Source organism: Paraburkholderia sp. BR10141, assembly GCF_056155635.1.
Window position 1 is genome coordinate 162,169 of the sequence record NZ_JBMIQH010000008.1, and the last position, 22,711, is coordinate 184,879.

The 22,711-nt window shown below is 65.3% G+C and carries 21 protein-coding genes; 8 read left to right on the top strand and 13 right to left on the bottom strand.

The features are described from left to right. Positions 1-288 precede the first annotated feature (288 nt). Positions 289-939 (bottom strand): alpha/beta hydrolase, encoded by a 651-nt coding sequence (locus ACOJB8_RS13950; RefSeq protein WP_069262006.1) that lies wholly within the window; start codon positions 937-939, stop codon positions 289-291. A gap of 276 nt (positions 940-1,215) precedes the next feature. Here ACOJB8_RS13950 and ACOJB8_RS13955 point away from each other — a divergent pair, with 276 nt between their 5' ends. Beyond that, the gene (locus ACOJB8_RS13955; protein ID WP_368729722.1) at positions 1,216-2,787 is read left to right on the top strand and encodes a DHA2 family efflux MFS transporter permease subunit; all 1,572 of its coding nucleotides are present in this window, start codon (positions 1,216-1,218) and stop codon (positions 2,785-2,787) included. A gap of 108 nt (positions 2,788-2,895) precedes the next feature. Beyond that, positions 2,896-3,822, top strand: coding sequence for a glutaminase (locus ACOJB8_RS13960; RefSeq protein ID WP_475012954.1), 927 nt, complete (start codon positions 2,896-2,898; stop codon positions 3,820-3,822). A 56-nt stretch (positions 3,823-3,878) separates the two neighbouring features. On the opposite strand, the gene yfcF is transcribed toward ACOJB8_RS13960, so the two are convergent. Together yfcF and ACOJB8_RS13970 are read right to left on the bottom strand one after the other, a co-directional pair. After that, positions 3,879-4,511: a glutathione transferase gene (gene yfcF, locus ACOJB8_RS13965; RefSeq protein ID WP_475012956.1), complete on the bottom strand. Its 633-nt coding sequence runs from the start codon at positions 4,509-4,511 to the stop codon at positions 3,879-3,881. A 92-nt stretch (positions 4,512-4,603) separates the two neighbouring features. Continuing rightward, on the bottom strand, positions 4,604-4,873 hold the full coding sequence (locus ACOJB8_RS13970) for a hypothetical protein (protein ID WP_475012958.1): 270 nt from the start codon (positions 4,871-4,873) through the stop codon (positions 4,604-4,606). On the opposite strand from ACOJB8_RS13970, the gene ACOJB8_RS13975 reads away from it, so the two are divergent. Beyond that, the gene (locus tag ACOJB8_RS13975) at positions 4,860-5,117 is read left to right on the top strand and encodes a hypothetical protein (protein WP_475012960.1); all 258 of its coding nucleotides are present in this window, start codon (positions 4,860-4,862) and stop codon (positions 5,115-5,117) included. The two genes, ACOJB8_RS13970 and ACOJB8_RS13975, sit on opposite strands and share 14 nt — an antisense overlap. A 177-nt stretch (positions 5,118-5,294) precedes the next feature. Here the strand turns inward: ACOJB8_RS13975 and ACOJB8_RS13980 are convergent, their stop codons facing one another. After that, a complete protein-coding gene (locus ACOJB8_RS13980) occupies positions 5,295-5,939 on the bottom strand; it encodes a response regulator transcription factor (RefSeq protein ID WP_368684245.1) in 645 nt (214 codons plus the stop codon). A 42-nt stretch (positions 5,940-5,981) separates the two neighbouring features. Next, positions 5,982-6,887: a S1C family serine protease gene (locus ACOJB8_RS13985; RefSeq protein WP_342946622.1), complete on the bottom strand. Its 906-nt coding sequence runs from the start codon at positions 6,885-6,887 to the stop codon at positions 5,982-5,984. A 162-nt stretch (positions 6,888-7,049) separates the two neighbouring features. On the opposite strand from ACOJB8_RS13985, the gene ACOJB8_RS13990 reads away from it, so the two are divergent. Then, positions 7,050-7,982: a hypothetical protein gene (locus tag ACOJB8_RS13990; protein ID WP_368617844.1), complete on the top strand. Its 933-nt coding sequence runs from the start codon at positions 7,050-7,052 to the stop codon at positions 7,980-7,982. Between the two features lie 89 nt (positions 7,983-8,071). On the opposite strand, the gene ACOJB8_RS13995 is transcribed toward ACOJB8_RS13990, so the two are convergent. From ACOJB8_RS13995 to ACOJB8_RS14005, 3 genes are all read right to left on the bottom strand, one after another. Further along, positions 8,072-8,209 carry a hypothetical protein gene (locus ACOJB8_RS13995; RefSeq protein ID WP_368618001.1) on the bottom strand — a complete coding sequence of 46 codons (138 nt, stop codon included), beginning with the start codon at positions 8,207-8,209 and terminating at the stop codon, positions 8,072-8,074. Positions 8,210-8,245: 36 nt separating this feature from the next. Continuing rightward, the gene (locus ACOJB8_RS14000; protein WP_141710563.1) at positions 8,246-8,875 is read right to left on the bottom strand and encodes an outer membrane lipoprotein; all 630 of its coding nucleotides are present in this window, start codon (positions 8,873-8,875) and stop codon (positions 8,246-8,248) included. 203 nt (positions 8,876-9,078) lie between these two features. Beyond that, on the bottom strand, positions 9,079-9,378 hold the full coding sequence (locus ACOJB8_RS14005) for a hypothetical protein (protein ID WP_069262014.1): 300 nt from the start codon (positions 9,376-9,378) through the stop codon (positions 9,079-9,081). 249 nt (positions 9,379-9,627) lie between these two features. On the opposite strand from ACOJB8_RS14005, the gene ACOJB8_RS14010 reads away from it, so the two are divergent. Beyond that, positions 9,628-9,816, top strand: coding sequence for a hypothetical protein (locus ACOJB8_RS14010; RefSeq protein ID WP_028203473.1), 189 nt, complete (start codon positions 9,628-9,630; stop codon positions 9,814-9,816). 24 nt (positions 9,817-9,840) lie between these two features. Here the strand turns inward: ACOJB8_RS14010 and ACOJB8_RS14015 are convergent, their stop codons facing one another. Next, positions 9,841-10,872, bottom strand: coding sequence for an alpha/beta fold hydrolase (locus ACOJB8_RS14015; RefSeq protein WP_368617843.1), 1,032 nt, complete (start codon positions 10,870-10,872; stop codon positions 9,841-9,843). Between the two features lie 275 nt (positions 10,873-11,147). Here ACOJB8_RS14015 and ACOJB8_RS14020 point away from each other — a divergent pair, with 275 nt between their 5' ends. Next, positions 11,148-11,690 (top strand): hypothetical protein, encoded by a 543-nt coding sequence (locus tag ACOJB8_RS14020; RefSeq protein ID WP_069262016.1) that lies wholly within the window; start codon positions 11,148-11,150, stop codon positions 11,688-11,690. A gap of 484 nt (positions 11,691-12,174) precedes the next feature. Then, a complete protein-coding gene (locus ACOJB8_RS14025; RefSeq protein ID WP_475012963.1) occupies positions 12,175-13,536 on the top strand; it encodes an MFS transporter in 1,362 nt (453 codons plus the stop codon). Positions 13,537-13,553: 17 nt separating this feature from the next. On the opposite strand, the gene ACOJB8_RS14030 is transcribed toward ACOJB8_RS14025, so the two are convergent. Further along, positions 13,554-15,782, bottom strand: coding sequence for a SulP family inorganic anion transporter (locus ACOJB8_RS14030; RefSeq protein ID WP_475012965.1), 2,229 nt, complete (start codon positions 15,780-15,782; stop codon positions 13,554-13,556). A gap of 187 nt (positions 15,783-15,969) precedes the next feature. Between ACOJB8_RS14030 and ACOJB8_RS14035 the strand changes: the two genes are divergently transcribed. Then, the gene (locus ACOJB8_RS14035) at positions 15,970-19,284 is read left to right on the top strand and encodes an adenylate/guanylate cyclase domain-containing protein (protein ID WP_475012966.1); all 3,315 of its coding nucleotides are present in this window, start codon (positions 15,970-15,972) and stop codon (positions 19,282-19,284) included. A 37-nt stretch (positions 19,285-19,321) separates the two neighbouring features. On the opposite strand, the gene ACOJB8_RS14040 is transcribed toward ACOJB8_RS14035, so the two are convergent. The 3 genes from ACOJB8_RS14040 to ACOJB8_RS14050 all read right to left on the bottom strand — a co-directional run bounded on the left by ACOJB8_RS14040 (position 19,322) and on the right by ACOJB8_RS14050 (position 22,692). Continuing rightward, on the bottom strand, positions 19,322-20,107 hold the full coding sequence (locus ACOJB8_RS14040) for a DUF899 domain-containing protein (RefSeq protein ID WP_342946029.1): 786 nt from the start codon (positions 20,105-20,107) through the stop codon (positions 19,322-19,324). 190 nt (positions 20,108-20,297) lie between these two features. Further along, the gene (locus tag ACOJB8_RS14045) at positions 20,298-21,713 is read right to left on the bottom strand and encodes an aspartate ammonia-lyase (RefSeq protein ID WP_475012968.1); all 1,416 of its coding nucleotides are present in this window, start codon (positions 21,711-21,713) and stop codon (positions 20,298-20,300) included. Then, positions 21,691-22,692, bottom strand: a complete 1,002-nt coding sequence (locus ACOJB8_RS14050) for a LysR family transcriptional regulator (protein ID WP_475012969.1) — start codon at positions 22,690-22,692, stop codon at positions 21,691-21,693. Before ACOJB8_RS14050 ends, ACOJB8_RS14045 begins: the two co-directional genes overlap by 23 nt. Between the last annotated feature and the right edge of the window lie 19 nt (positions 22,693-22,711).

Consider the following 22,711-nt stretch of genomic DNA (forward strand, 5'->3'; position numbering starts at 1 on the left):
CGATGGCGGCCTCGTCCAGGCAGCGCGAACCAGCCGCGCGCCGGGCGGAACGGGCCTACGCGGCCCATAAGGTCGCGGCGACTCCCCGTATTAACGGCCGCGACCGGCGCGAACTTTAGCCGGTCCAAAAACAACTGCCTAGGTTATGCGGAAAATATGGCCGAAATACGACACTACGGGCTTATGCCACTGCCAATTTGTACCGATTTAGCCCGCCGATGCCGGCCGATACCTGCTGATTAACGGGGACCGACCTCGTCCCCGCCAGCGACCGGATCGGTCTCGCGATTAGCCGCGCGCGAGCGCGCGCACCAGGGCGTCGCGCCCAAGCATGACGCCCTGCGGCGTAATCGTGTGGCCGACGCCCGGCAGCGCGAAAGCGGTGACCGCGAAGCCCGCGTCGCTGAACGCGGCGGCGGCGCGCTCCAGTTCGCTCGCCGGAATCACTTCGTCGTCCTCGCCGTGCACGAGCGTGAGCACCGTGCGACTTTTCGCGACCACGGGCGTAACGAGCCGGCCCGCATACGCGACCACGGCCGCCGCGCCCGCCGCCTGTGTGGCCACGTGGTACAGCGACATGATCGAGCCTTGCGAGAAGCCCACCAGCGCGAGCGCGTCGTGACCGAGCCCCCAATGGGCGAGTTCGGCGGCGAGCCGCCGCTCGAACACCTGCGAGGCGGCAACGACGCGCGCCTCGCGATTGGTCTCGCTGATGTCGCGCAGGCTGAACCACTGGCGTCCGCCGAAGCCGCCGTCGAACGGCTCGCTGCCGTCGAGCGACGAGAACGCGACGCCCGGCAGCGCGTCGCGCCACACGTCGGCGAGCGGCGTGAGGTCCTGTGCGTTGCTGCCTACCCCGTGCAGCAGCACGACGAGCGCGTGCGCGGCGCCATCGGCCGGCGCCAGACGCCAGCCCCCTTCGAATGCTTCCCAGCTCATGGTCGGACCTCCCCTGTACTGACGATCGTATTGTGTGTCCAGCGCACGCATTTTGCGCGGCGCGCGGCAGGCGCAAGGATACGCTCGCCGCGCTACGCGTGTACGAAAGACTCCATTTCCCGGCGTTACATAAAGCCGCAACGGCAACCCGATCGCGCGCGAAAGCCATTCGCAAGCCCCATGACCCTGCGCCGCATGGGGATGCTCCGCGGCTGGCGATGACAAAAGGCGATTACAGGTATCCTGTGCCGCAAACCGAATACGCGGAGAACACGCTTGAATCAGCCCGCCGCATCATCGGCGCCGCCCGCGCCGCCGCCGCCGCTCCAGGGAGGCAGTCTGGTCCTCGGCACTATCGCGGTCTCGCTCGCGACCTTCATGAACGTGCTCGACACGTCGATCGCCAACGTCGCCATTCCGACCATCTCCGGCGACATGGGCGTTTCCGTCGACGAAGGCACATGGGTCATCACCGTGTTCGCGGCGGCCAACGCCGTTTCCATTCCGCTGACCGGCTGGCTCACGCAGCGTTTCGGCCAGGTGCGCCTGTTCGTCACCTCGATCCTCTCGTTCGTGCTGGCGTCGTGGCTGTGCGGCATCGCGCCGACCCTGCCGTTTCTGCTCGTCGCGCGCGTGCTGCAAGGCGCCGTGGCCGGCCCGCTCATTCCGCTTTCCCAGGCCGTGCTGCTCGGATCCTGGCCGAAAGACAAATCGTCCACCGCGCTCGCCTTCTGGGCGATGACCACGACCGTCGGCCCGATCGCGGGACCGGCGCTCGGCGGCTGGATCACCGATAGCTACAACTGGTCGTGGATCTTTTACATCAACATTCCAGTGGGCCTCTTCGCGGGCTTCGTCACGTGGACGATCTATCGCAACCGCGAGTCACCCACGCGCAAGCCGCCTATCGACGTCGTGGGCCTCGGTCTGCTCATCACCTGGGTTGCTTCGCTGCAGATCATGCTCGACAAGGGCAAGGACCTCGACTGGTTCAACTCGCCGGTGATCGTGACGCTCGGCATCCTCGCGCTCATCAGTTTTGCGTTTTTCCTCGTGTGGGAGCTGACCGAGGAGCACCCGATCGTCGATTTGCGTTTGTTCGGACAACGTAACTTCCTCGGCGGCACGATTGCGATTTCAGTGGCGTACGCGGTGTTCTTCGGCAATCTGGTGCTACTGCCGCAATGGATGCAGGAGTACCTCAACTATCGCTCGGTGGACGCAGGCCTCGTGACCGCGCCGCTCGGCGTGTTCGCGGTGATCCTGTCTCCGGTCGTGGGGCGCCTGTTGCCGCGCTCCGACGCGCGCATCATCGCGACGATCGCGTTCGTGATGTTCGCGGGGGTGTTCTACATGCGTTCGCAGTACGTGATCGAAATCGACACCTTCCATCTCGTGCTGCCCACGCTGCTGCAAGGCATCCCCATGGCGCTCTTCTTCGTGCCGCTCACGGCGATCATTCTCGCGGGGCAGCCCCCGAGCCGCGTGCCGGCGGCGGCTGGCCTCTCGAACTTCGTGCGCGTGTTCTGCGGCGCAGTGGGCACCTCGATCGCGACCAACGCCTGGAACAACCGCACGATCCTGCATCACGCGCGACTCACGGAACAAGCCTCGGTCAATAACCCGACTTTCGTGCAGGCGATGGACCAGACCCAGAAGGTGCTGAATATGAGCGAGCCCTCCGCACGCGCGCTGTTCGACTTCCAGCTCACCACGCAGGCCGCCATGATGGGCCTGAACGACATTTTCCATATCTCGGCGATCATCTTTCTCGTGATCATTCCGCTCATCTGGATCACGAAGTCGACGAAGGGCGGCGCAGGCGGCGGCGCAGCAGGGGCGCATTGACCCGAGAGGTCGAGTCAGGGCGCGCAATGAAGCCGTGGCGGTAAGCGCGAGCCGCTACAATCGCGGGACCGCGGCGGGCGCTCTGCCGCGATTGCCTGGCTCCCTCCCATGAATCACACGTTCGACTACACGCCCATCCTCGACGCCATCCATCACGACCTGCAGCCGTATATCGGCACGGGCCGCGTTGCCGACTACATTCCCGAACTCGCCACGGTGCGCGCCGATCACTTCGGCATGGCTATCGTCACGGTGGACGGCCAGGTGTACCGCACCGGCGACGCCGATGTGCGCTTTTCCATCCAGAGCATTTCGAAGCTGTTCGCCTGCACGCTCGCGTTCCAGCTGCTCGGCGACGTGCTCTGGCAGCGCGTGGGCCGCGAGCCTTCGGGCACGGCATTCAACTCGCTCGTGCAGCTCGAATTCGAGGCGGGCAAGCCGCGCAACCCGTTCATCAACGCGGGCGCGCTCGTCGTGACCGACGTGCTGTGCCGCCGCTTCGTGCAGGCGGAAACCGCGCTCGTCGATTTCATGCGGCGCCTTTCGGGCGAGCCCGGCATCGGCTACGATCTGCGCGTCGCGCAGTCGGAACTCGCGCACGCCGAACGCAATCGCGCGATGGCGCATTTCATCGCAAGCTTCGGCAACCTGGAGATGCCCGCCGATACCGTGATCGACGCGTATTGCCGCCAGTGCGCGATCTCGATGAGCTGCGTGGAACTGGCGCGCGCAGCACTCTTTCTGGCCAACGGCGGCGTCTCGCCCGCGAGCGGCGAACCCGTGCTCGACGCAAGTTCGGCCAAGCGCCTTTCCGCGCTGATGCTGACCTGCGGCACCTACGACGCGGCCGGCGACTTCGTGTACCGCGTCGGTTTGCCCGCGAAGAGCGGTGTGGGCGGCGGGATCATCGCGGTGCTGCCCGGCGAATTCGCGGTGTGCGTGTGGTCGCCGGGCCTCGACGCGACGGGGAATTCGCTGGTCGGCTCGCTGGCGCTGGAGTGGTTGACGACGCGCACCGGGCGCTCGATTTTCTGAGGCTGGGGTGAACGTCATCCGGTCAGCATCCGCAAGCCCTGCGTGACGACACAGCCTTAGAGCGGCGGCCGCTCGAGCGTGAGCCAGCGCTGCACGGAGGGCCTCTGCCACTGAGCCAGGGCGTATTGCGCCAGCCGATGCGGCACCGGATCGCCGTTCAGTACCAGACGGTTCAGCATCAACGCGAGGTCCACGTCGGCGATCGACCACTCGCCGAAAAGATGCTTCTCGCCTTGAGCGAGCAGCGCGTCGGCCATCGCGAAGAGCTTCTCCGCCGCGAGTTGCGCCGCGCCGGAAAGGGGCGCCGTGGTCGGGCCGTAAAACACAACCTCGGTCGAGCGCTCCTGGCGGATCGGCATGAGATCGCTGCGCAGCCACGCCTGAACCTGGCGCGCGCGGGCGCGCTGTTGCCGGTCCGCCGGATAAAACGCCACGCCGGGGAAGGTTTCTTCGAGATACTCCGTGATCGCCGAGGACTCCGACAGCGCGAAGCCGTCGTGGATCAGGGTCGGCACGCGCCGCGTGAGCGACTTCGCCGCGAATTCCGGCTGCTGGTTTTCGCTCTTCGCGAGATCGACCGTCGAAAGCTCGAACGCGAGCGCCTTTTCGTGCAGCGCGACGAAGACGGACATCGCGTAGGGACTGGCGTACTGGGCGTCGGCGTAGAGGTGGAGAGCGGGGTTGGTCACAGTCGGCTCCGTTGTTGGCGCCGACGATAGTAGCAAGCCCAGCCGCCGTTGCGCTCGGCCACCGGCAGGCTGATCGACTCAGCCTGCCCCGCTTAAGCCGTCGCCGAGACCAGCCCCGTGGTCTTGCCGCTCGCGACCATCAGCTGCGCCAGCGAAGTCTGCACGCTCGCCAGTTGCGACGCGATCTGGCTGACCTGGCTCGCGTCCGATTGCGACGCCGAGCTCAACGCGCTCTGCGCATTCTGGATCTGCGCCTTGATCTGGCTGATCTCGCCCGAGTTCGAGCCTTGCGCCGCGGCGCTGGATGTCTGCGACGACACCTGTGCGAGCTGCGCCTGAAGCGACGCGATGAGCGCGTTCAATTCGTCGACTTCGCTCGAAGACGAACTGCTGGAGGATGCCGCTGCGCCTCCACCGCCGCCGCCCGACTTCGAAGACGCCGAAGTGCTCTGCGTCGAAGTCGAAGTCGACGTCGACGTGGTGCCGCTGCTGGGTGTGCTCGTCGACGAACTCGTCGTGCTGCTGTCATTCGGGTTCGACGATGCCGCGCCCGAGGAAGCGCCGTTGCCTGCGCCGCTCGTCGAAGCCTGCGTGCCGCCGCCGTAGGCGGTCGTCGTGGTCGTCGTCGCGGTAATGGGTTGAATCTGCATGGAATCTTTCTCGCCGTAAGTCAGGGGCTGCGCAGCGCTGCCGAATAACGCCCTATCCGTGTGTTATCGGCAAGCTTGACGGTTTCTTGAGCGCTGTCCGTGCCGCTTTTATCGCGGGGCGGTCGTGGCCTGCTTACACCATGATGTATCCGTGCCGCATGCCGAGCATCACCGCCTCGGTGCGATTGGTCGCGCCGAGTTTGCCGAAGATGGACGAGAGGTGCGATTTCACCGTGTTGTCCGAGATGTCGAGTTGCCGGGCGATCTCCTTGTTGCCGAGTCCGTCGGCGAGCATCGCCAGCACTTCGATCTCCCGTAGCGACAAGGCTTCGAACGGTCCGCCGGATGCCGACTGGCGCAACGGTTTTCGTCCAGCGAGCAGCCTTGCGAGGATGTCGGGCGACAGCACGCACAGGCCGGCGGCCGCCGCTTCGATGGCCGCGACGATCTCGGCGGGCGTCACGTCGCGCGACAGGATTGCCGTCGCATAGGCGGGCAGTTCGTCGAGGAACGCGTCGCTATCCGGGTCGTCGAGCAACAGGACCAGCGCCGCTGGTGCGTGGCCTGGGTCGAACAGCGTCTTGAGCGCGTCGCTCGCCTGAGGCTCGATGTCGGCTACGACGACATCCGGCACCGAACCGGCGAGGTAAGCGGCGAGCGTTTCGGCGTCGGCGGCGCTACCGAGGAACGCGAGTGCCGGCTGCGCCTCGACGATCGCCTCGAGGCTCCCACGCACCTCCGGCGATGCCGCGATTACCGCCACCCGCACCGGCCCCATGGGTTCCATCGTTCCATCCCACATATCGCCGTGTCCCGGACCTCACCTGCATGCATGCCGTTGGGGCCGTTCGCCCACGGCGACCGTGCACGCGTGGCGCTCGCCGCCCCGGATCAACGTGACTGGCAACGGCTGCCCGATGCCCGTCGAGCCCAGCGCGGCGTGCAGGTCACCGATGTCGCGGCAAGGTTGGCCGTCCAGTTCGATCAGCACATCGCCGATGAGCACGCCTGCCTGTTCCGCAGGACCGCCCGGCGCAAGCGAGCTGATCAGCAATCCGCTATTGAACGACAGGTTCATTTTCTCCGCCCATGCGTTCGGCAGGCTGACCTGCTGTGTGCCGACGCCAAGGTAGCCCCGCGAGACGCGTCCCTTGGCCAGCAGTTCGTCGGCGACACGCTCCACCGTCATCGCGGGAATCACCATGCCGGCGCCGCGCATCAGTCCCGACGTGCAGATGCCCACGACCTGACCGCGCATATCGGCGAGCGCCGCGCCCGAGAACCCCGGGCGCAGACCGCCGTCCAGCCGCACGAATGCGTCGAGCTGGCCGCCTCGCCACGTGCGCCAGGCACCACCCGTGCTGCCGATCACGCCAAAATCCGCGCTGACGCCGAGTTCGTCGGCACGCGCGACGGCGAGCGCCAGATGACCCGGCTTCAGTGAGCCGGCATCGCCGGACTCGACCGGGCCCAGGTCCACGCCGTCCAGCTTCAGCACGGCGAGGTCCGTGCCCGGATCCTGGCCTGCGAGGACCGCGGCAACCGTACGACCGTCGCTCAAGGTGATTTCGATCCCCTCCTCGCGCCGGATCGTATGGGCAGCCGTCACGACGACGCCATGGCGCCAGATTACGCCACTCGACGGCATGCGATGCCGGCCATGGATTGCCACGACGCTCTGCCCGACTCGCGCGACAATGTCGGCCAGACCGTCCGAGAGAGCCATCAAAGGATTTGCGCCCGAAGATGTCGTTTCCATTTCACGTCTCCTGCCAGTGTGGGTTCACCATTCGTGGGTTCACAATGACAGAACGACGGGCGGCGCGCACCACCCAAATGGGTAGTCGTAGCGATGCAGATCACACGGAGTCAACGTGGGAGGAAGGCCATGAGTACGCTTGCCAGATTCACATCGGGCGTCCGGTGCACGCGCCTGTGGTGGATGGCCGCGATGACCGCGGCGCTCTGTTTGCTGGGCCAGGGCGCTTTCGCGCAAGCGGACGTCAGGGCGACGAGCCTGCGCGAAAAGTACCAGAGTCTCACGCAGCAACTCGCGCAAAACCAGTTCCAGCGCCCGCTATACCTCGAATCGCAGGAGTTGCCTTCGGCACTCAAAGGGGACATTTACGGTGTGGTCAACTTCCCTTTCGCGACGGTCAGCGACACGCTCAACCATCCGACTCAAGGGCCGGCCAACTGGTGCGATGTGCTGATCCTGCACTTGAACATCAAGTACTGCCATGCCTCGACCGGCGCGAGCGGTACGGTGCTCGCGGTGAATATCGGCAAGAAAACCGAGGAATCGCTTACCTCATCCTACCGCGTGCAATTCGCCTGGAACCAGGCAGTGAGCAGCCCTGATTATTTTCGCGTGGAGCTTTCCGCCGCCACGGGTCCGCTGAGTACGAAAGACTACCGGATCGTGGTGGAGGCCATACCCGTGGGCGACGATCGGACCTTTATTCATCTGACTTACGCCTACGGTTACGGCACGGCCGGCCGGCTTGCCATGAAAGCCTATCTGGCAACGATAGGCAGCGACAAAGTCGGCTTTTCCACGACCCGCGATCCGTCGACGAACGAAACGCGATACATCGCCGGCGTACGCGGTCTGGTCGAACGCAACACCATGCGCTATTACCTCGCCATCGAAGCGTATCTCGATGCGCTTTCCAGCCCGCCCAATGGCCGCCTCGACAAACGCCTCACCAAGTGGTTCGATGCCACCGAGCAGTATCCGCGCCAATTGCACGAGGTCAGCCGCGCCGACTACATGCAAATGAAGCACAACGAATATCAGCGTCAGCAGATCGCGCAGTAGTGCGCGTATTAGCCCGTGCGGCGCACGGGCGTTACGGCGCAGGTTTTCCACACTCCCGCTGCGCTCGCCCGTTGGACGAACGCAGCGGATCAGGCGGCGACGTGAAACACGCTCACCGTTCTTTCGAGCAGCCTCGCCTGATCCTGCATGGATTGCGCCGCCGCCGACGCCTGCTCCACGAGCGCCGCGTTTTGCTGCGTCGCTTCGTCGATCTTGCGTGGCGGCAAACGCCTCCGTGACGTCGGATGAAACAGCCGCCGGAATCAGTAGCGCGCGAGCTGGCTGCCGTTGACCTGTACGCGATCGCCTGGGCGCAGGTCGCCGGGTGTCGGCACGTTGAACGCGCGGGTCGAGCCGTCGCTCAACTGCACGTCGATCTGGAATCCTGCGGGCTGGCCCATCTGCTGGCCGATCCGGTTGCCTGCATAGGCTCCCCCGAGCGCGCCGATGACGGTCGCCGCGTCGCGGCCGTGGCCACCGCCGACCTGATTGCCGAGCACGCCGCCAACCAGCGCGCCGACCACGGTTCCGGCGATGCCCGAAGCACCCGTGGCGTTGCTCAACGGCCGGATGCTCGAGATCGTGCCGTACTGCGTACCGTATTGGTTGCCGTATTGCGGGTTGTACTGCGCACCGTACTGACCGTTGCTTTGCGAGTCATACGGCTGTTGCGGCGCAGGCGGCGGTGCGTAGGCGGGTTGCTGCACGGTGCCCGGTTGTGCGTAAGCGGGCTGGCCGTACGCAGACGCCGCCGGTGCTGCATATTGGCCCTGGTAGCCTTGCTGCGCGCCGTACTGCGAGTAGCCCGGAGCAACGCATGCGGACAACGAAAGACTGGCTGCAGCGACAAGCGCGGCGGTGAGGGCGGACTTGGTAGAGAGCATGGACGTCACGGTGGGTTCGCATTGCCGCCGCTGCGGGCACGACAAGCATGAGGAGGAGTGGCGATTGCGCGGCAGTATAAGCAAAGCCCGCCCGGACGTCCGCTGCGCGCGGGTAACAACGTGTAAAGTTCGTTGCCGGATGAATGGCGGCGCGCCGAGCGCGGTGCCATTCATCCGTTGGAATCAAGCTGGCGCCGGATTCCCCGAAAGTTTCAATGCAGGGTTTGGACGCTGCCGATGGTGTCGGCACCCGCATCTTCGGACGCGGCCTGTTCGATGATCGCGCAGCGGAAGTCGAACTTGACGCGAAGGATCGCGGATTCGACCCGTGCGTCGCCGCGATGGCCCTTCAGGCGAGTATCGATCGCCTCCTCGACGGCGAGAATCGCCTGCTCGATACTCTCCGGATCGTCGCTGTCGAAGCCGACCTCGACCTCTATGCTCTCCAGCAGGTTCAACGCGGTTGCAATGTCTTCGGAAGCGACGAATAGCGTCTCGGCGTTCTCTCTCATCTACCCTCCCCGTTGGATTGTCCAGCTCAACAGACAGCTGCGAGTTGCACGTCTATCGTTGCACATCCGGAACAAATCTGCCGGCGACGACTGCCGATGTTGGGTTCGAAACAACGGAAGGGTTGCCGTCCACCGTGAAGCGAATAGAATCGAAGGTTCCAGCCGATAGCGTAAAGGCAATCGAGCCGGCTTCGGGCGCGGTTTCGACCTGCTAGACTGGAAGTTCCCCCGCGAACCATGGAGGGAATCATGACGACTGTCTACGTGGTAAAGACTGGCGAGCAGTACCTCTGCTGCGCAGAGGACGGCGATATCGGCATGGCGCCGGAGATTGGCGGGGCCAAGTCCTTCGTCTCATACGAGGAAGCCGAAAAGGCGGCGTCCGAGCACGCCGACCCCGGATACGAAATCGTCGCCGTCAGCGTTGCCACACACTGACGCGCAAGGCGGCTCCGCCTCGCCTTACCGGAACTTGCCAGCCGGTGCTTTCGGCTGGCTTTCGGCTGCGCCGCCGGCCAGCGCGTGAACCGATCCGGCGAGGAAGTTCAGGATGAATTCGTTCACCTCGTCCGGACGCTCTTGTTGCACCCAGTGACCCGCCTTCGCGATGAGATGCTTCTTCCATAGGTTGGGAACGTTGCTCTCCAGCGCGTCGTAGTCCTTCGCGGCCATTTTCACGACGCCGTCCAGCTCTCCCGCGAGAAAGAGCGTCGGTTGCATGATCCGGGCGCCGTCGAGAAAGCTGGTGAGCGCCCAGTTCCGGTCGATATTCCGATACCAGTTGATTGGCCCACGAAACCCGCTGCGCTCGAACTGAGCGACGAAATATTGCAGATCCGCTTCGGTCAACCATGGCGGAAGCTCGTCGGGCAACGTGAGGTTGTCCACGAGTCGAGTCGATTTGGGAAAGATCGCGAAGTTGGCCGGCTGTCCTTTCACCACCGGGTCTCCCGACGCCGAGTAGAGAATGCCGAGCATCGAGCGACGGACATCTTCTTCCAGTTCACGCTCGATGCGTCCCGGCAACTGAAAATAGTCCTGATAGAAGTGACACTCCTGCGTGATCTGCGCAAAGCGCACCGATGGGCGCACCGGACGTCGAGGCATGTAAGGCACGCTCAGCAGGCCGAGAACGGGAAACAGGTCGGGGCGCAGCAACGCTGCGTAAGCAGCGACAGCGGCGCCCCAGTCATGTCCGATCAGAATCGCCTGCTCTTCACCGAGCGCCTTGACGAGGCCAACGAGGTCGCCGACCAGGTTCAGAATGTCGTAAGCCTCGATCGCTTCCGGGGCGTCGGTGAGCCCATATCCGCGCTGGTCCGGCGCAACCGCGCGATAGCCCGCAGCCGCCAGCGCATCGATCTGCCAGCGCCACACGTACCAGGACTCCGGCCAGCCGTGGCAAAGCAGCACGAGCGGGCCCGTGCCTCTTTCGACGTAGTGCATGCGGATGCCGTTGACGTACGCGAACTTCTCCTGGAACCCGTTCATCATGGAGTCGACCTCGTCTCACGCGGTGGGAAAGCGCCTGGCGGTCATTGTGAATGCAGTACCGCAATGCTTCAACCACATCAGTCGTTTTGAGCGTGAGCCGGAAATCAAGGATCGACGCGTGCCGTGCGGCCCTCCCCCCCACGCAATGACGCTCAGGTAACCGGCGTGTCCATGTCGACGGCCTCCGGCGGCCGTACGGCGGCGAAACGCAGACGCTCTTTACGTCAACCGGCCAGTCTTCTTCGTCCTAGAATTCCTTTCAGGGGGGAGGCGACATGAAGCGCGAAGTGGTCACTGGGCTGCTGTGCGGCGCACTACTCGCCGGCTGCGTGACGGCCGGCGTCGAGGTCAGGCCCGAACAGATGGCGAACTTCAGGCACGGTGTGACGACGCTGCAGGACGTGATCGTCGCGCTCGGCCCGGCGTCGGTCGAGACCGCGTTGGACGACGGCTCGACGCTGCTCGTCTACACCTACGTGACGTCGCGTCCGCACCCGGAAAGCTATATCCCCTTCATCGGCTCGCTGGTCGCCGGCGCCGACACACACTCGTCGGCGGCCGTGTTTCTGTTCGATTCGCACGGTCTTCTCAAGGGCGCCAACAGCACGGGCTCGAACGTCGGCACGGGCATGACCGCGGCCCATAGCGCGGAGCCCCGAGCGCCCGTGCCGGTTTCAGACGCGCCCGTTGTTGGCAAGGGCGTCCCGCCGCCCGCCGTTCAGACCGCCCAGCCGACGCCGGAAGAAGACGCCGCGCCCGCGTCGCAAATGCCTGGCGAACCGCTGGAAATCAACGTTCAGCCGGCTCCCGTCGAATAGCCATATCCCAATGTCAAACTTGCCCTGGCTTTCGCAATATCCTGCTCGCGTTGCGGCCGACGTCGACCTCGACGACTACCCCTCGATGGCAGCCCTGCTGGAACAGGCCGTCGCGCGCTTCGGCGACAGGATCGCCTTTCAAGGCGCGCGGAGTACCCGTCCAGTTCGCGATAAGTGAGATTCACGCCGAACTGATGCGGCGACAATGGCGAGACCGGTTGGTGAATGAAATCTGACTTTTCCGCCGCCGAAGAACCAAACCATTCGAAAAACGACGTTGTCTTGCCCTCCCGCGACAGCACCAGTCCGATGTCGCTTCCAGCGCGTCACCCTGTCGGCTTCGTTCTAGGAGCGACATTTCTGGTCGCATTAACTGTGCAAATCATTACCGTGCGACTTCAGCGTTAAAACCGCTCGCCTCCCATGGCTTCACCATTCGGGGTGATACGCACGTCTTATTCAACGCACAAGGGACGGCCAGATCATGAAAGCGTATCAGCCCAAAGTGGACCCAAAGACGCTTCGCAAGGTGATCGTTGCCGCTGCGGTTGGCAATTTCGTCGAATGGTTCGACTTTGCCGTTTATGGATTTCTGGCGACCCTGCTGACTCGCCAGTTCTTTCCGAATGGCGACCCGGCGATCGCGTTGATGAAGACCTTCGCGGTGTTCGCCGTCGCCTTTGCATTCAGACCGCTCGGCGGGGTCTTCTTCGGCGTGGTGGGAGACCGGGTGGGCCGCAAGAAAACGCTCGCCCTGACCATCTTGATCATGGCAGGGGCAACAACGGTCATCGGCTTCCTGCCGACCTACGCATCGGTCGGCATGCTCGCCCCCTTGCTGCTCGCAATCGTGCGCTGCGTGCAAGGTTTTTCCGCCGGCGGCGAATACGCCGGCGCCTGCGCGTATCTGATGGAACATGCGCCTAAGCACCAGCGCGCGCGATACGGGAGCTTTCTTCCGGTCTCCACGTTCCTGTCGTTCGCGAGCGCCGCAGTCGTGGCGTCGGGACTGGACGCCGTGCTGTCGCCAGAGGCGATGAGCAATTGGGGCTGGAGAATCCCGTTCATCGCCGCGGCGCCTATCGGTCTGGTCGGACTGTATCTGCGCACGCGCCTTGGTGAAACGCCATCGTTTGCTGCAGTCGAACACGATCACGACCTCGCTCATGCCCCGCTGCGCGAAACGCTAAAGACCCAGGCAGGCGCGATCGTGCGCCTGGGTGCCTTCGTGTCCGTGACTGCGCTCTCCTTCTATACGTTCACGACCTATTTCGCGACGTATATGCAGGTCGTCGGTCATCTGAGCCGGGCCAACGCGTTATTGGTCACGGTCTTCGCACTCGTCTTCGCCGCGGCCATCTGCCCGCTCGCCGGCCTCTACTCCGATGCCGTGGGAAGACGAAAAACGGTCTTCACGGCATGCGCCATCCTGATCGCGGCGGTGTACCCCTCTTTTTCGCTGGGAGGCTCAGGGGATTTTCGTTCCGCGATTGCTGGCGCATGCATGCTTGCGCTCGGCGCGGTCCTGTCGGGTGTGGTCACGGCGGCACTGCTCTCCGAAATCTTTCCGACCCGCACCCGTTACACCGCTTCGGCGATCACCTACAACCTTGCCTACACGATCTTTGGCGGCACGGCGCCGCTTGTCGCCACCTGGCTGATCGAGTCGACGGGTAACAGCATCTCGCCCGCTTACTACCTCATCGCCGTCTCACTGCTGGCACTGGTTGGCGGGTTGTCCTTGCCGGAAACGTCGCGGATTTCGCTCGACGATCCCCCGCATGAAGGTGTAACGGAACGCGTTGCGGCGCGAGGTCTGCAAGACGCACCGCACAATTCAGTCTGACGTGAACCCTCCGCCGCTCAGTAGGCCGCGCGCAGGGCCTCCGTGGCCAAGGCAAGGCGCGACGCAATGACCTTCACCAGAAAGCGATGAAACTGCTGGGCGGCCACGGGGTCGTCCCGCTCGAGCGCGACGAGCGCCGCCAGCGACAGCCTGCGCACCCGCGTCGGCGCCTCGGCGAACACGTCCGCGCTGCGCGGTTGCTGCGTGTATACGGCCATTTCCCCGATGACCGTGCCCGGCAGGCAGGCGCGCACCCGCACCGACCGCCCGTTGCCGAGCGGCAGCGAAACGGCGAGCCGCCCGCGCTCGATGAGGTACAGCGCGTCGCCCGGGTCCCCGCGAAGAAACAGCGCCTGGCCCGCCTGCAGATCCTTCGCTTCGAGCCGCGTGGAGAGCGTGTTCAGCGCGCTCGCCGTGAAATGCGGCGCGAGCAGTGAATTGAGGTCGTCACCGGGTTTCGGCGCGAGCGCACTCGACGCGAGCAGCTGGTCTTCGACCCATTCCAGGCCCGCATCGAGCGTGTCGAATTCGCGAATACGCAGATTGAGCGTGCCGGTTTTCGTCAGCAGATCGCGCGAGCGCGACGGCAGCGCGGTCAGGATCAGGTCCGCGTCCGTCGCCGCGCAGAGCTGCCGCAGCTTGACGAAGCTGATCGACACCGACGCGTCGATGCCCTGGGTCGCCGCGAAATCAAGTACAACGAATCGAACCCGCACCGGAGTGCGCGCGGCGAGGCGCTCCCGTATGCGCTGGAGGATCGAATTGGCCGTGCCGAAAAAGAGAAACCCTTGCAGGCACATGCCGCACACCTGCGCGCCGAGCCCGCGCAACGCTTCGGTCTCCTCGATGTTGCGCTCGACATTCGAGGTCCGGGTGCGCAGGTCGAACGCCATGCGAATGCAGCTCACGCGGCCGTAGAGCAGCGTGAACATCACGCACGCGGCAATCACGCCCGCGCCCACGCCGATGAGCACGCCCCAACCCGCGATCGTGCAGAGAATGACGGGCACGAGCAGATACTCGTACCAGGCGAGCTTCGCCCAGGCGCCGACCACCCACTGCACGATGAGGCGCAGCCCCATGAAAAGCTGGAGGCCGACGAGCACCGGCACGGGAAAGAGCGCGACAAAACCGGGCGACGCGGCCAGCACGACGAGGCATGCGAGCGAGGCGAACACGCCCGCCAGCCGGCTCGTCGCGCCCACGCGCGCGTTGAGCATCGAGCGATTGAACGACTGATAACCGACCATGCCGCCCAACAGACCGCTCGCGAGATTGGCGAGGCCCGCGGCCCGCAGCTCGCGATTGAGGTCGACTTCCTCGCCCGTCGCCGCGCCGATCGCCGTCGAATTCATCAGGATCGTGACGGCCGAAACCGAGGTGACCACGAGGCTCTCCGGAAGGTGTGCGGTGATCGCCGTCCAGTCGATGCCGCCCTGCCCGAGCTGCGCGCGCAGGTGCAGCTCCGGTAGCCCGGTGAGCCGCAGCGCCGCGCGCGGCAGCAGCAGGCCCATGGCGCGCGCGTCGTCGATCGACAGGCCCGCGGCACGCAGCAAAACGTAGAAGAGCACGATGCCGAAGGCCAGCGTGAGCGGCAGCGCGGCAACGTGCTTCCAGCTGCGCATCAGGATCGTGGCCAGCACGCCGACGACGAGCGCGGGCAACCATGCGAGCCAGTGGAGATGCGTCAGCAACGCGAGCGTGCGCCATTGCAGCGACTCGCCCGTCATGACGCGAAACGCGCCGGCGAGCAGCAGATAGCCCGTGCCGGCGAGGAAACCGCCGAGGACCGGGTAAGGCAGGAACTGCAGCGAGCGGCTGCGCTTCGACGACCCGATTGCGTAGAGCACGACGCCGGTCACGAGCGAGCAAAGCGCGATGGCGATCAGCACGGTGAGCAGCAGCGTTTGCGGCGAACCGCCGTCCGCCCGCACGCTGCTCGCGACGCCTGCCGCCACGCCCGCAAGAAACGCCGCCGCATTGCTGTCGGGGCCGCCGATGTTCAGGCGCATCGAACTCGTCAAGGCGATCACGAGCGCGGTGACGACACAGCTGACGAGCGCGGTGGGCACGCCGAGCATGGCGTAGCGGGCGAGATCGGCGCTGAAGATCAGCGTGCCGAGGCTCATCGCGTAGCACAGCATGACGAGCGCCGATACCGCGCCGGCCGCCAGATCGCCGGGCAGCGCCGCGATGCGCGAGCGCGGCGGGACGTCGGCGACAGTAACGGTCTTGCCCGGCTTCACGTGAATTCCCGGTGGAATGCGCGAGGCGCGATGGGGAGCGATCCAGTATCCGTCCGCGCCGGAAAGCCTGTCAAACGCCGTACGCAGCCCGTGGCGCGCGCCTACACTGGAAATTCACCGGCACGATCCCCCGACGGGCTCGGGGCGGTTCGCATCAGGCAACCGGCATCGCATCCAGGCGGCGAACATGGATATTGAGCAATGGCTGCACGCCCTGGGACTCGAGCAGTACGCGCAAGCGTTCGCGGCTAACGACATCGATCTCTCGCTGCTCGCGCAGCTGACCGACGCGGATCTGCGGGAACTCGGCGTGCAGTCGCTCGGCCACCGCAAGCGCATCCTCGCTGCCGCCGCGCCGAAGCCGCCAGCCGCGGCTTTGCCCGTGGCGCAAACGGCGGTCGCCCCCCACGCGCTGGAGATCCCCGCGGACGAACGCCGGCAGGTCACCGTCCTGTTTGCCGATCTCTGCGGCTTCACCGCGCTTTCGCGTACGCTCGATCCCGAGGAGGTGCGCGCGCTGATCGGCCGCTTCACGGCGCTCGTCGACGGCATCGTGCTCGCCTGGGGCGGTACGACGGACAGGCATATCGGCGACGCGGTGATGGCGCTGTTCGGCGCGCCGCGCGCGCACGAGACGGACACGCTGCGCGCCGCGCGCGCGGCGCTCGAGATCCATGAGGCGCTGACGCCATTGAGCCTGCAGGCGGCACGCACGTTGCAGGCCCATATCGGCATCGCGAGCGGCGAAGTCGTCGCCGGCGCGCTCGGCTGCGTCGACGCGCGCGACTACACCGTGACCGGCAGTCCGGTGAACCTGGCCGCGCGCCTGCAGGTCGCAGCGGCGGCCGGCGAGACCTGGCTCGCCGATGACGTGGCGCGCGCGCTTGGCGACGCCGCCGTCTGCGACGCGCTCGGCGAGCAGTGCTTCAAGGGCATCGACACGCCAGTGCGCGCATGGCGGCTGCGCGCGATTTCGAGCGACCCGGCGAGCGAATCGGCGAAGACGGGTCAGAGCCTTTTCGTCGGACGCGAGGCCGAGCTCGAGCAGTTTCACGGTATCGTCCGCGCGTGCGTCGCGAGGCGGGCCGGCCACATCGTCCATGTGCGCGGCGAAGCGGGCATCGGCAAGACGCGTCTCGTCGACGAGATGCGCCGCCATGCGCAGTCGCAAGGCTTCGAGATCCATCGGGGCCTCGTGCTCGATTTCGGCGTGGGCAAGGGGCAGGATCCCGTGCACACGATAGCCGGCAGTCTGTTCGGTCTGCCGGCCGGCGCATCGAGCGACGCGCGGCGCGCCGCCGCCGCGCGGTTCGCCGCTGAAGGCAGCCTCGAGGCCGGGCAGCATGCGTTCCTCCACGACCTTCTCGACCTGCCGCTCGCGGACGAATGGCGAACCGTCTACGACGCCATGGACCACGGCGCGCGCAAGCGCGGCAAGCAGGCGCTCGCCGCGAGACTGACCGGCGACGCCTGCAGGCGGGCCGCCACGCTGATCGTCGTAGAAGACCTCCATTGGGCCGAGCCCGAAATGCTCGACTATCTCTCGGCCTTCGCCTCGGGCATCGCGAACGGCCCGGGCCTGCTCGTGACGACCTCGCGCGTGGAAGGCGACCCGATCGATGCGGCGTGGCGCGCGCGCTGCCGCGACATCCCGTTCGCGACGATCGACCTCGGGCCCTTGCGCCAGGACGAAGCACTGAGCCTCGCAAGCAACTTCATCGACGCGACGCAACGGGTCGCGCTCGCCTGCATCGAGCGCGCGGGCGGCAACCCGCTGTTCCTCGAGCAGCTCTTGCGCAACGCCGAGGAAGGCAGCGGCAACGCCGTGCCAGGTTCGATCCGCAGCCTCGTGCTCGCGCGGATGGACCGGCTCGCGCCGCGCGACCGTCTGGCGTTCCAGGCGGCTGCCGTGATCGGGCAGCGGTTCGGCATCGCGTTGTTGCGACGGCTCATCGACGACCCCGGCTACGTCTGCGACGGCCTGCTCGCCAATGCGCTCGTGCTGCCGGAGGGCGAAGAGTTTCTGTTCGCCCACGCGCTGATCCAGGAGAGCGCCTATTCGACGCTGCTGCGTGCGCGCCGACGCGAGTTGCACCGCTGCGCGGCCGACTGGTTCGCGCACGGCGACCCCACGCTGCACGCCCAGCATCTCGACCGCGCCGAGGACGAACGCGCGCCGCAAGCCTACCTCGCCGCCGCGCTCGCGCAGCGCACGGCGCACCTGCTCGAGGCCGCGCTGCGCCTCGCCGAGCGGGGCCTCGAGATTGCCCAGAGCGAGACGGACCGCCACAGCCTGAGCTGCTGCAAGGGCGAACTGCAGCGCGACCTCGGCGACATCGCGGGATCGATCGCGACCTGGCGCGCGGCGCTCGCAGCCGCCCCCGACGACGCCAGTCTGTGCCGCTGCCAGCTAGGACTCGCCGAAGGCCTGCGTGTGAGCGAAGGCCTCGACGAAGCGCTGGACCTGATCGAGGCTGCGCAGCGGATCGCGGAGCGCGATGACCGGGTGGCCGAACTCGCGAGCCTTCACTATCTGCGCGGCAACATCTACTTCCCGCTCGGCAAGATCGATGCCTGCAGCACCGAACACGAACGCGGGCTCGACTATGCGCGGCGCCTCGGCCTGCCGGAGGCCGAGGCCCGCGCGCTCGGCGGCCTCGCCGATGCCGCCTACGCGCAAGGGCGGATGCGGACCGCGCACCGCCATTTCAGCGATTGCGTGGCGTTGAGCCGCGAGCACGGGTGCGGCCGGATCGAAGTCGCCAATCTGTCGATGCAGGGCTTCAGCCGCATCTACCTGAACGAGCCGCGGCAGGCGCGCGAAGACGCCGTTGCCGCCGTGCGCGCCGCCGCGTTGATCGGGCAGCCGCGCGCGCAATTGCTGGGCGAGACGCTCGGCGTGTTCGCCTGCTACGAGCTAGGCGATATGCCGGCTACGCAGGTCCATCTGGAGCAGGAAAAGCGCGTGATCCGGCAATTGGGCGCGCGCCGGTTCGAAGCGCAGAACCTGGAAATGCAGGGACGTGTCTGGCTCGCCGATGGACGCCGCGGCGAAGCCGTCGATGCGCTGCGCGAGGCGCTTGCGATCTCGCGCGAGGTCGGCACGCAATTCTCCGCGCCGAAGAATCTGAGCGCCCTCGCCCGCGCGGTCCACGAGCATGACGAGCGCACGCGCCTGCTCGCAGAAGGCGCGGACCTGCTGCGCCTCGGCACGGTCGGCCACAACCATCTCTGGTTCTACCGCGACGCGATCGAGGCGATGCTGGCGGCCCGCGATCCGGCCGGCGTGCTGCGCTACGCGAGCGCATTGGAGGACTACACGCGGCACGAACCGCTGCCCTGGGCCGAGCTGTTCGCGGCACGCGCACGCGCGCTAGCGCGCGTCCTGCAGGCACCCGCCGACGATGGCGCGCGAGGCGAGCTCGCGCGCGTGCGCACCGTGCTGCTGCAGACCGGCTTCCAGCAATACCTGGCTGCCGTCGATGCAGCGCTTGCTGCTTGAGGCATGCATCCGGCCGAACACGCTTCGCCCAGGGCGTTCATTCCTTGTGCTCTTTGCGGAACGCAGCCTCGCCTGCATCCGATACCTCGACCCACTTCTTGTCGGGCGGCGCGTCTGCGGTGTAGCTGTCGTGCCAGTTCCACCACTTGTAGGTTGGGGTCTGGGGATAGCCCTCGGGCGAGTCCTCCCAGAGCTCCTGGCGACCCAGCGGCGTCATGTCGAGGTAGTTCCAGGTGCCCCCCATCTGTTCGTCGCCGCGATTGTTGATGAAGTACGTACGGAATACGCGCTCGCCATCGCGGTAGAACACGTTCGTGCCGTGCCACTCGTCGACACCGAAGTCGGCGTCGAAGCTGTCCGTAATGGTGAACCATGGCATCTGCCAGCCCATGTGCGCCTTCAGTCGCGCGATGTCGGCCTGAGGCGCACGCGAGACGAAGACGAGCGTCGTGTCGCGGGCGTTCAGGTGAGCGACGTGGGCGACCTGATCCGCCACCATCGAGCAGCCCCGGCAGGCATGCTCGGGCCACCCGAACACGCCCGGTTCGAAGAAAGCGCGGTAGACGATCAGTTGACGCCGGCCGTCGAACAGATCCAGCAGACTGAGCTTGCCCGCGGGACCTTCGAATGCGTAGGCCTTCTCCACCGCCATCCAGGGCATTCGCCGGCGCTCGGCGGCCAGGGCGTCTCGAGCCCGGGTCAGCGCCTTTTCCTTTACTAACAACTGCTGGCGCGCTGCTTCCCACGCTTGCGATGAGACGACCGGTGGAGTGGCCATGGCGGGCTGGCCGCCTTTCCTTCCGTTTTCGGCTGATGAACTCATGGCTTTTGCGACCTCCTGAATAGGGCAAATTCCTGCGGCGCGATTGCGTCCGCTACGCGTCGCTCATTTGGTGACGTGAGTAGTTTGCTACCGGGAATCGGAAGTCGGGAGTAACAAGTGTGGCGGTATTCCGAGGGCGTGCTGAGTGCGGTCGCCGGGCCGGGTCCAGGTTGCCTCAATCCAGGGTCGATTACCTCGGCTCGAATACCGGGTACGAGGCCGTATCGATCAGCGACAGGGTATCGTCGCGCGAAAGCAGCCCGGATTCGTCGAGAATCTGCACGAGTAGCCGACCTTGCGCAACCGACTGTCGCGCCAGCTTGCTGACACGAGCATATCCAAGCTTCGGCACGAGCGCTGTGGCCACAGCCATCGAGTCCATCAGGTGTCGCTCATTGCATGCACCGTCGGCGGTGATGCCGGCGATACACTTCTGCGTGAATCTCTCGATGCCGTTGGTCAGCAGCATGATGCTGTCGAACACACGGGAGGCCACTACGGGCTCGAAGTGATTGATTTCCAGTTCTCCATACTGAACCGCCTGAGCCACTGCGACATCATTGCCGATAACGGCAAAGCTCAACTGGATCATCGCCATCGGCAGCACAGGATTCACCTTGCCCGGCATGATCGACGAGCCGGCCTGCGCCTCCGGCAAGCGCAACTCCCCAATTCCGCCCACGGGACCGGAGGAGAGCACCGTCAGGTCCGATGCAATTTTCGCAATGGACGCCGCACAGGTGCGAAGCTCACCCGAAACGCGCGAGAACACGTCCATGTTCTGCATCGCGTCGAACGAGTTTGCCGGCGCGACATAGTCGACGCCTGCGATATCCGCGAGGTGCCGGTAGACCGCAGTTCGATACCCAGCCGGTGCACCAAATCCCGTACCGATAGCCGTACCACCGAGCGGCAGCGTACGCAGCTTGTCGCGAACCGCCATCAGTTCTTCCGCGAGACGTCGTGTGAGCGACGCGTAACCGCCGAAAAGCTGACCGAGACGCATCGGCTGCGCATCCTGCAGACAGGTACGGCCGAGGTGAAGGACGTCGGCAAACTCGATAGCCTTCTGATCGAACTGCGCAGCCAGTTTTTCCACTTCCGCAATGAGCGGTCCGAGCATTGCGTAGGTCGCAATCTTCAGCGCAGCGGGATACACGTCGTTCGTGGACTGCGAGCGGTTGACATGATCGTTGGGATGGATCACGTCGTACGAGCCCGGGGCGTGACCCAAAAGCTGCTGCGCCCGATTGGCGATCACCTCGTTGAAGTTCATGTTCGTCGACGTTCCACCCGAGCCCTCGAGCAGATCGACGATCAGTGAGTCACGAAACTTGCCTTCGATGATTTCCTGACACGCGCGGCTGATTGCGTCGCATTGTTCCGGCGTGGTGACATCGGTGTCCCGGTTCGCGAGCGCGGCCGCCCATTTGCACTGCGCGAAAGCCACCGCGAACGCCGGGTAGTGAGCAATGCTGAGAGGAGAAACCGTCAGATTGTCGACGCCCCTCACCGAGTTGACGCCATACAATTTCTCGACCGGAATTTCGACTTCACCAACGTAATCGCGTTCGGTACGCGTTTCAGCTTTGGCTTGACTGTTCATTTGAGTTCCTGTTTCCAATATCAATCAGTTGTTCAATTTCCTGACCGAGAGCCTTTTTCACTCGCGGGAGGAACGATGTTTTGATCACTTCGGACGCCGTGTCGCATGCATCTTCGAAAAACGCGCTGTATTCGTCGCGCCGCGCTACCAGATACAGCGACCGTTCGAGGCCCAGTCTGTCGACAACGTGGCGAGTCACTCCATCCGCGTAAGCCGCACCCTGAAGCAGACACATCGGCGAGGTCACGGCCCAGCCGATGCCTTCGGCCACCATCGATGTCAGCGCGTCGGCGTTGTCGAGCTCGAGCCTCGTCGGCGTACGCACTTCAATTCGACGCAGATAGCGCTCGATCTGCATGCCGACCTGCGATTTGCGGTTAAAGCGCACGATGGGCAATGCGTCCGCCAGGGCCCGGATGTCCTCCACGGTGCGGACCGACTTGCGGAATTCCCGCGGCGTGATGACAAAGTACTTCTCGGAGAGGAGCCGGAAGCGCACTACGTCATTGGCGTCGATCAACGCGTCGCTCGTGACGATGAGGTCCAGGTCGCGCCGCAGCAGCGCCTCGCCTTGCTGCGGGCTCAATCCCGTACGGATCGACAGTTGCGATACCTTCTCCAGCAGCCGCTTCGTAAGAGCCGAGCCGCAGGTAGCCGCGAACGAGTCGACAAACCCGATGCGAAGATCAGGCTTGATGCCACGCCCCGCTTCGACGACCTGGGCCTTCAGATTGGCGATCTCCTCGCTGAGTACCGCTCCGCGGTTCCTCAATGCGATGCCGTATGGCGTCAACGCGAGCGGACGGGTCGTGCGATTGACCAGCACGACCCCCAGTTCGTCCTCCAGCTGGCGGACGATCTGCGAGACACCCGATTGGGAAACGCCCATGCGTGCGGCCGCCCCGGACATGCTGCCTTCCTCCGCCACTGCGACGAAGACCTGCACCGCATACATATCGATCGGCTTGTTGAGCGACACGATGGACTCTCCCATAGTT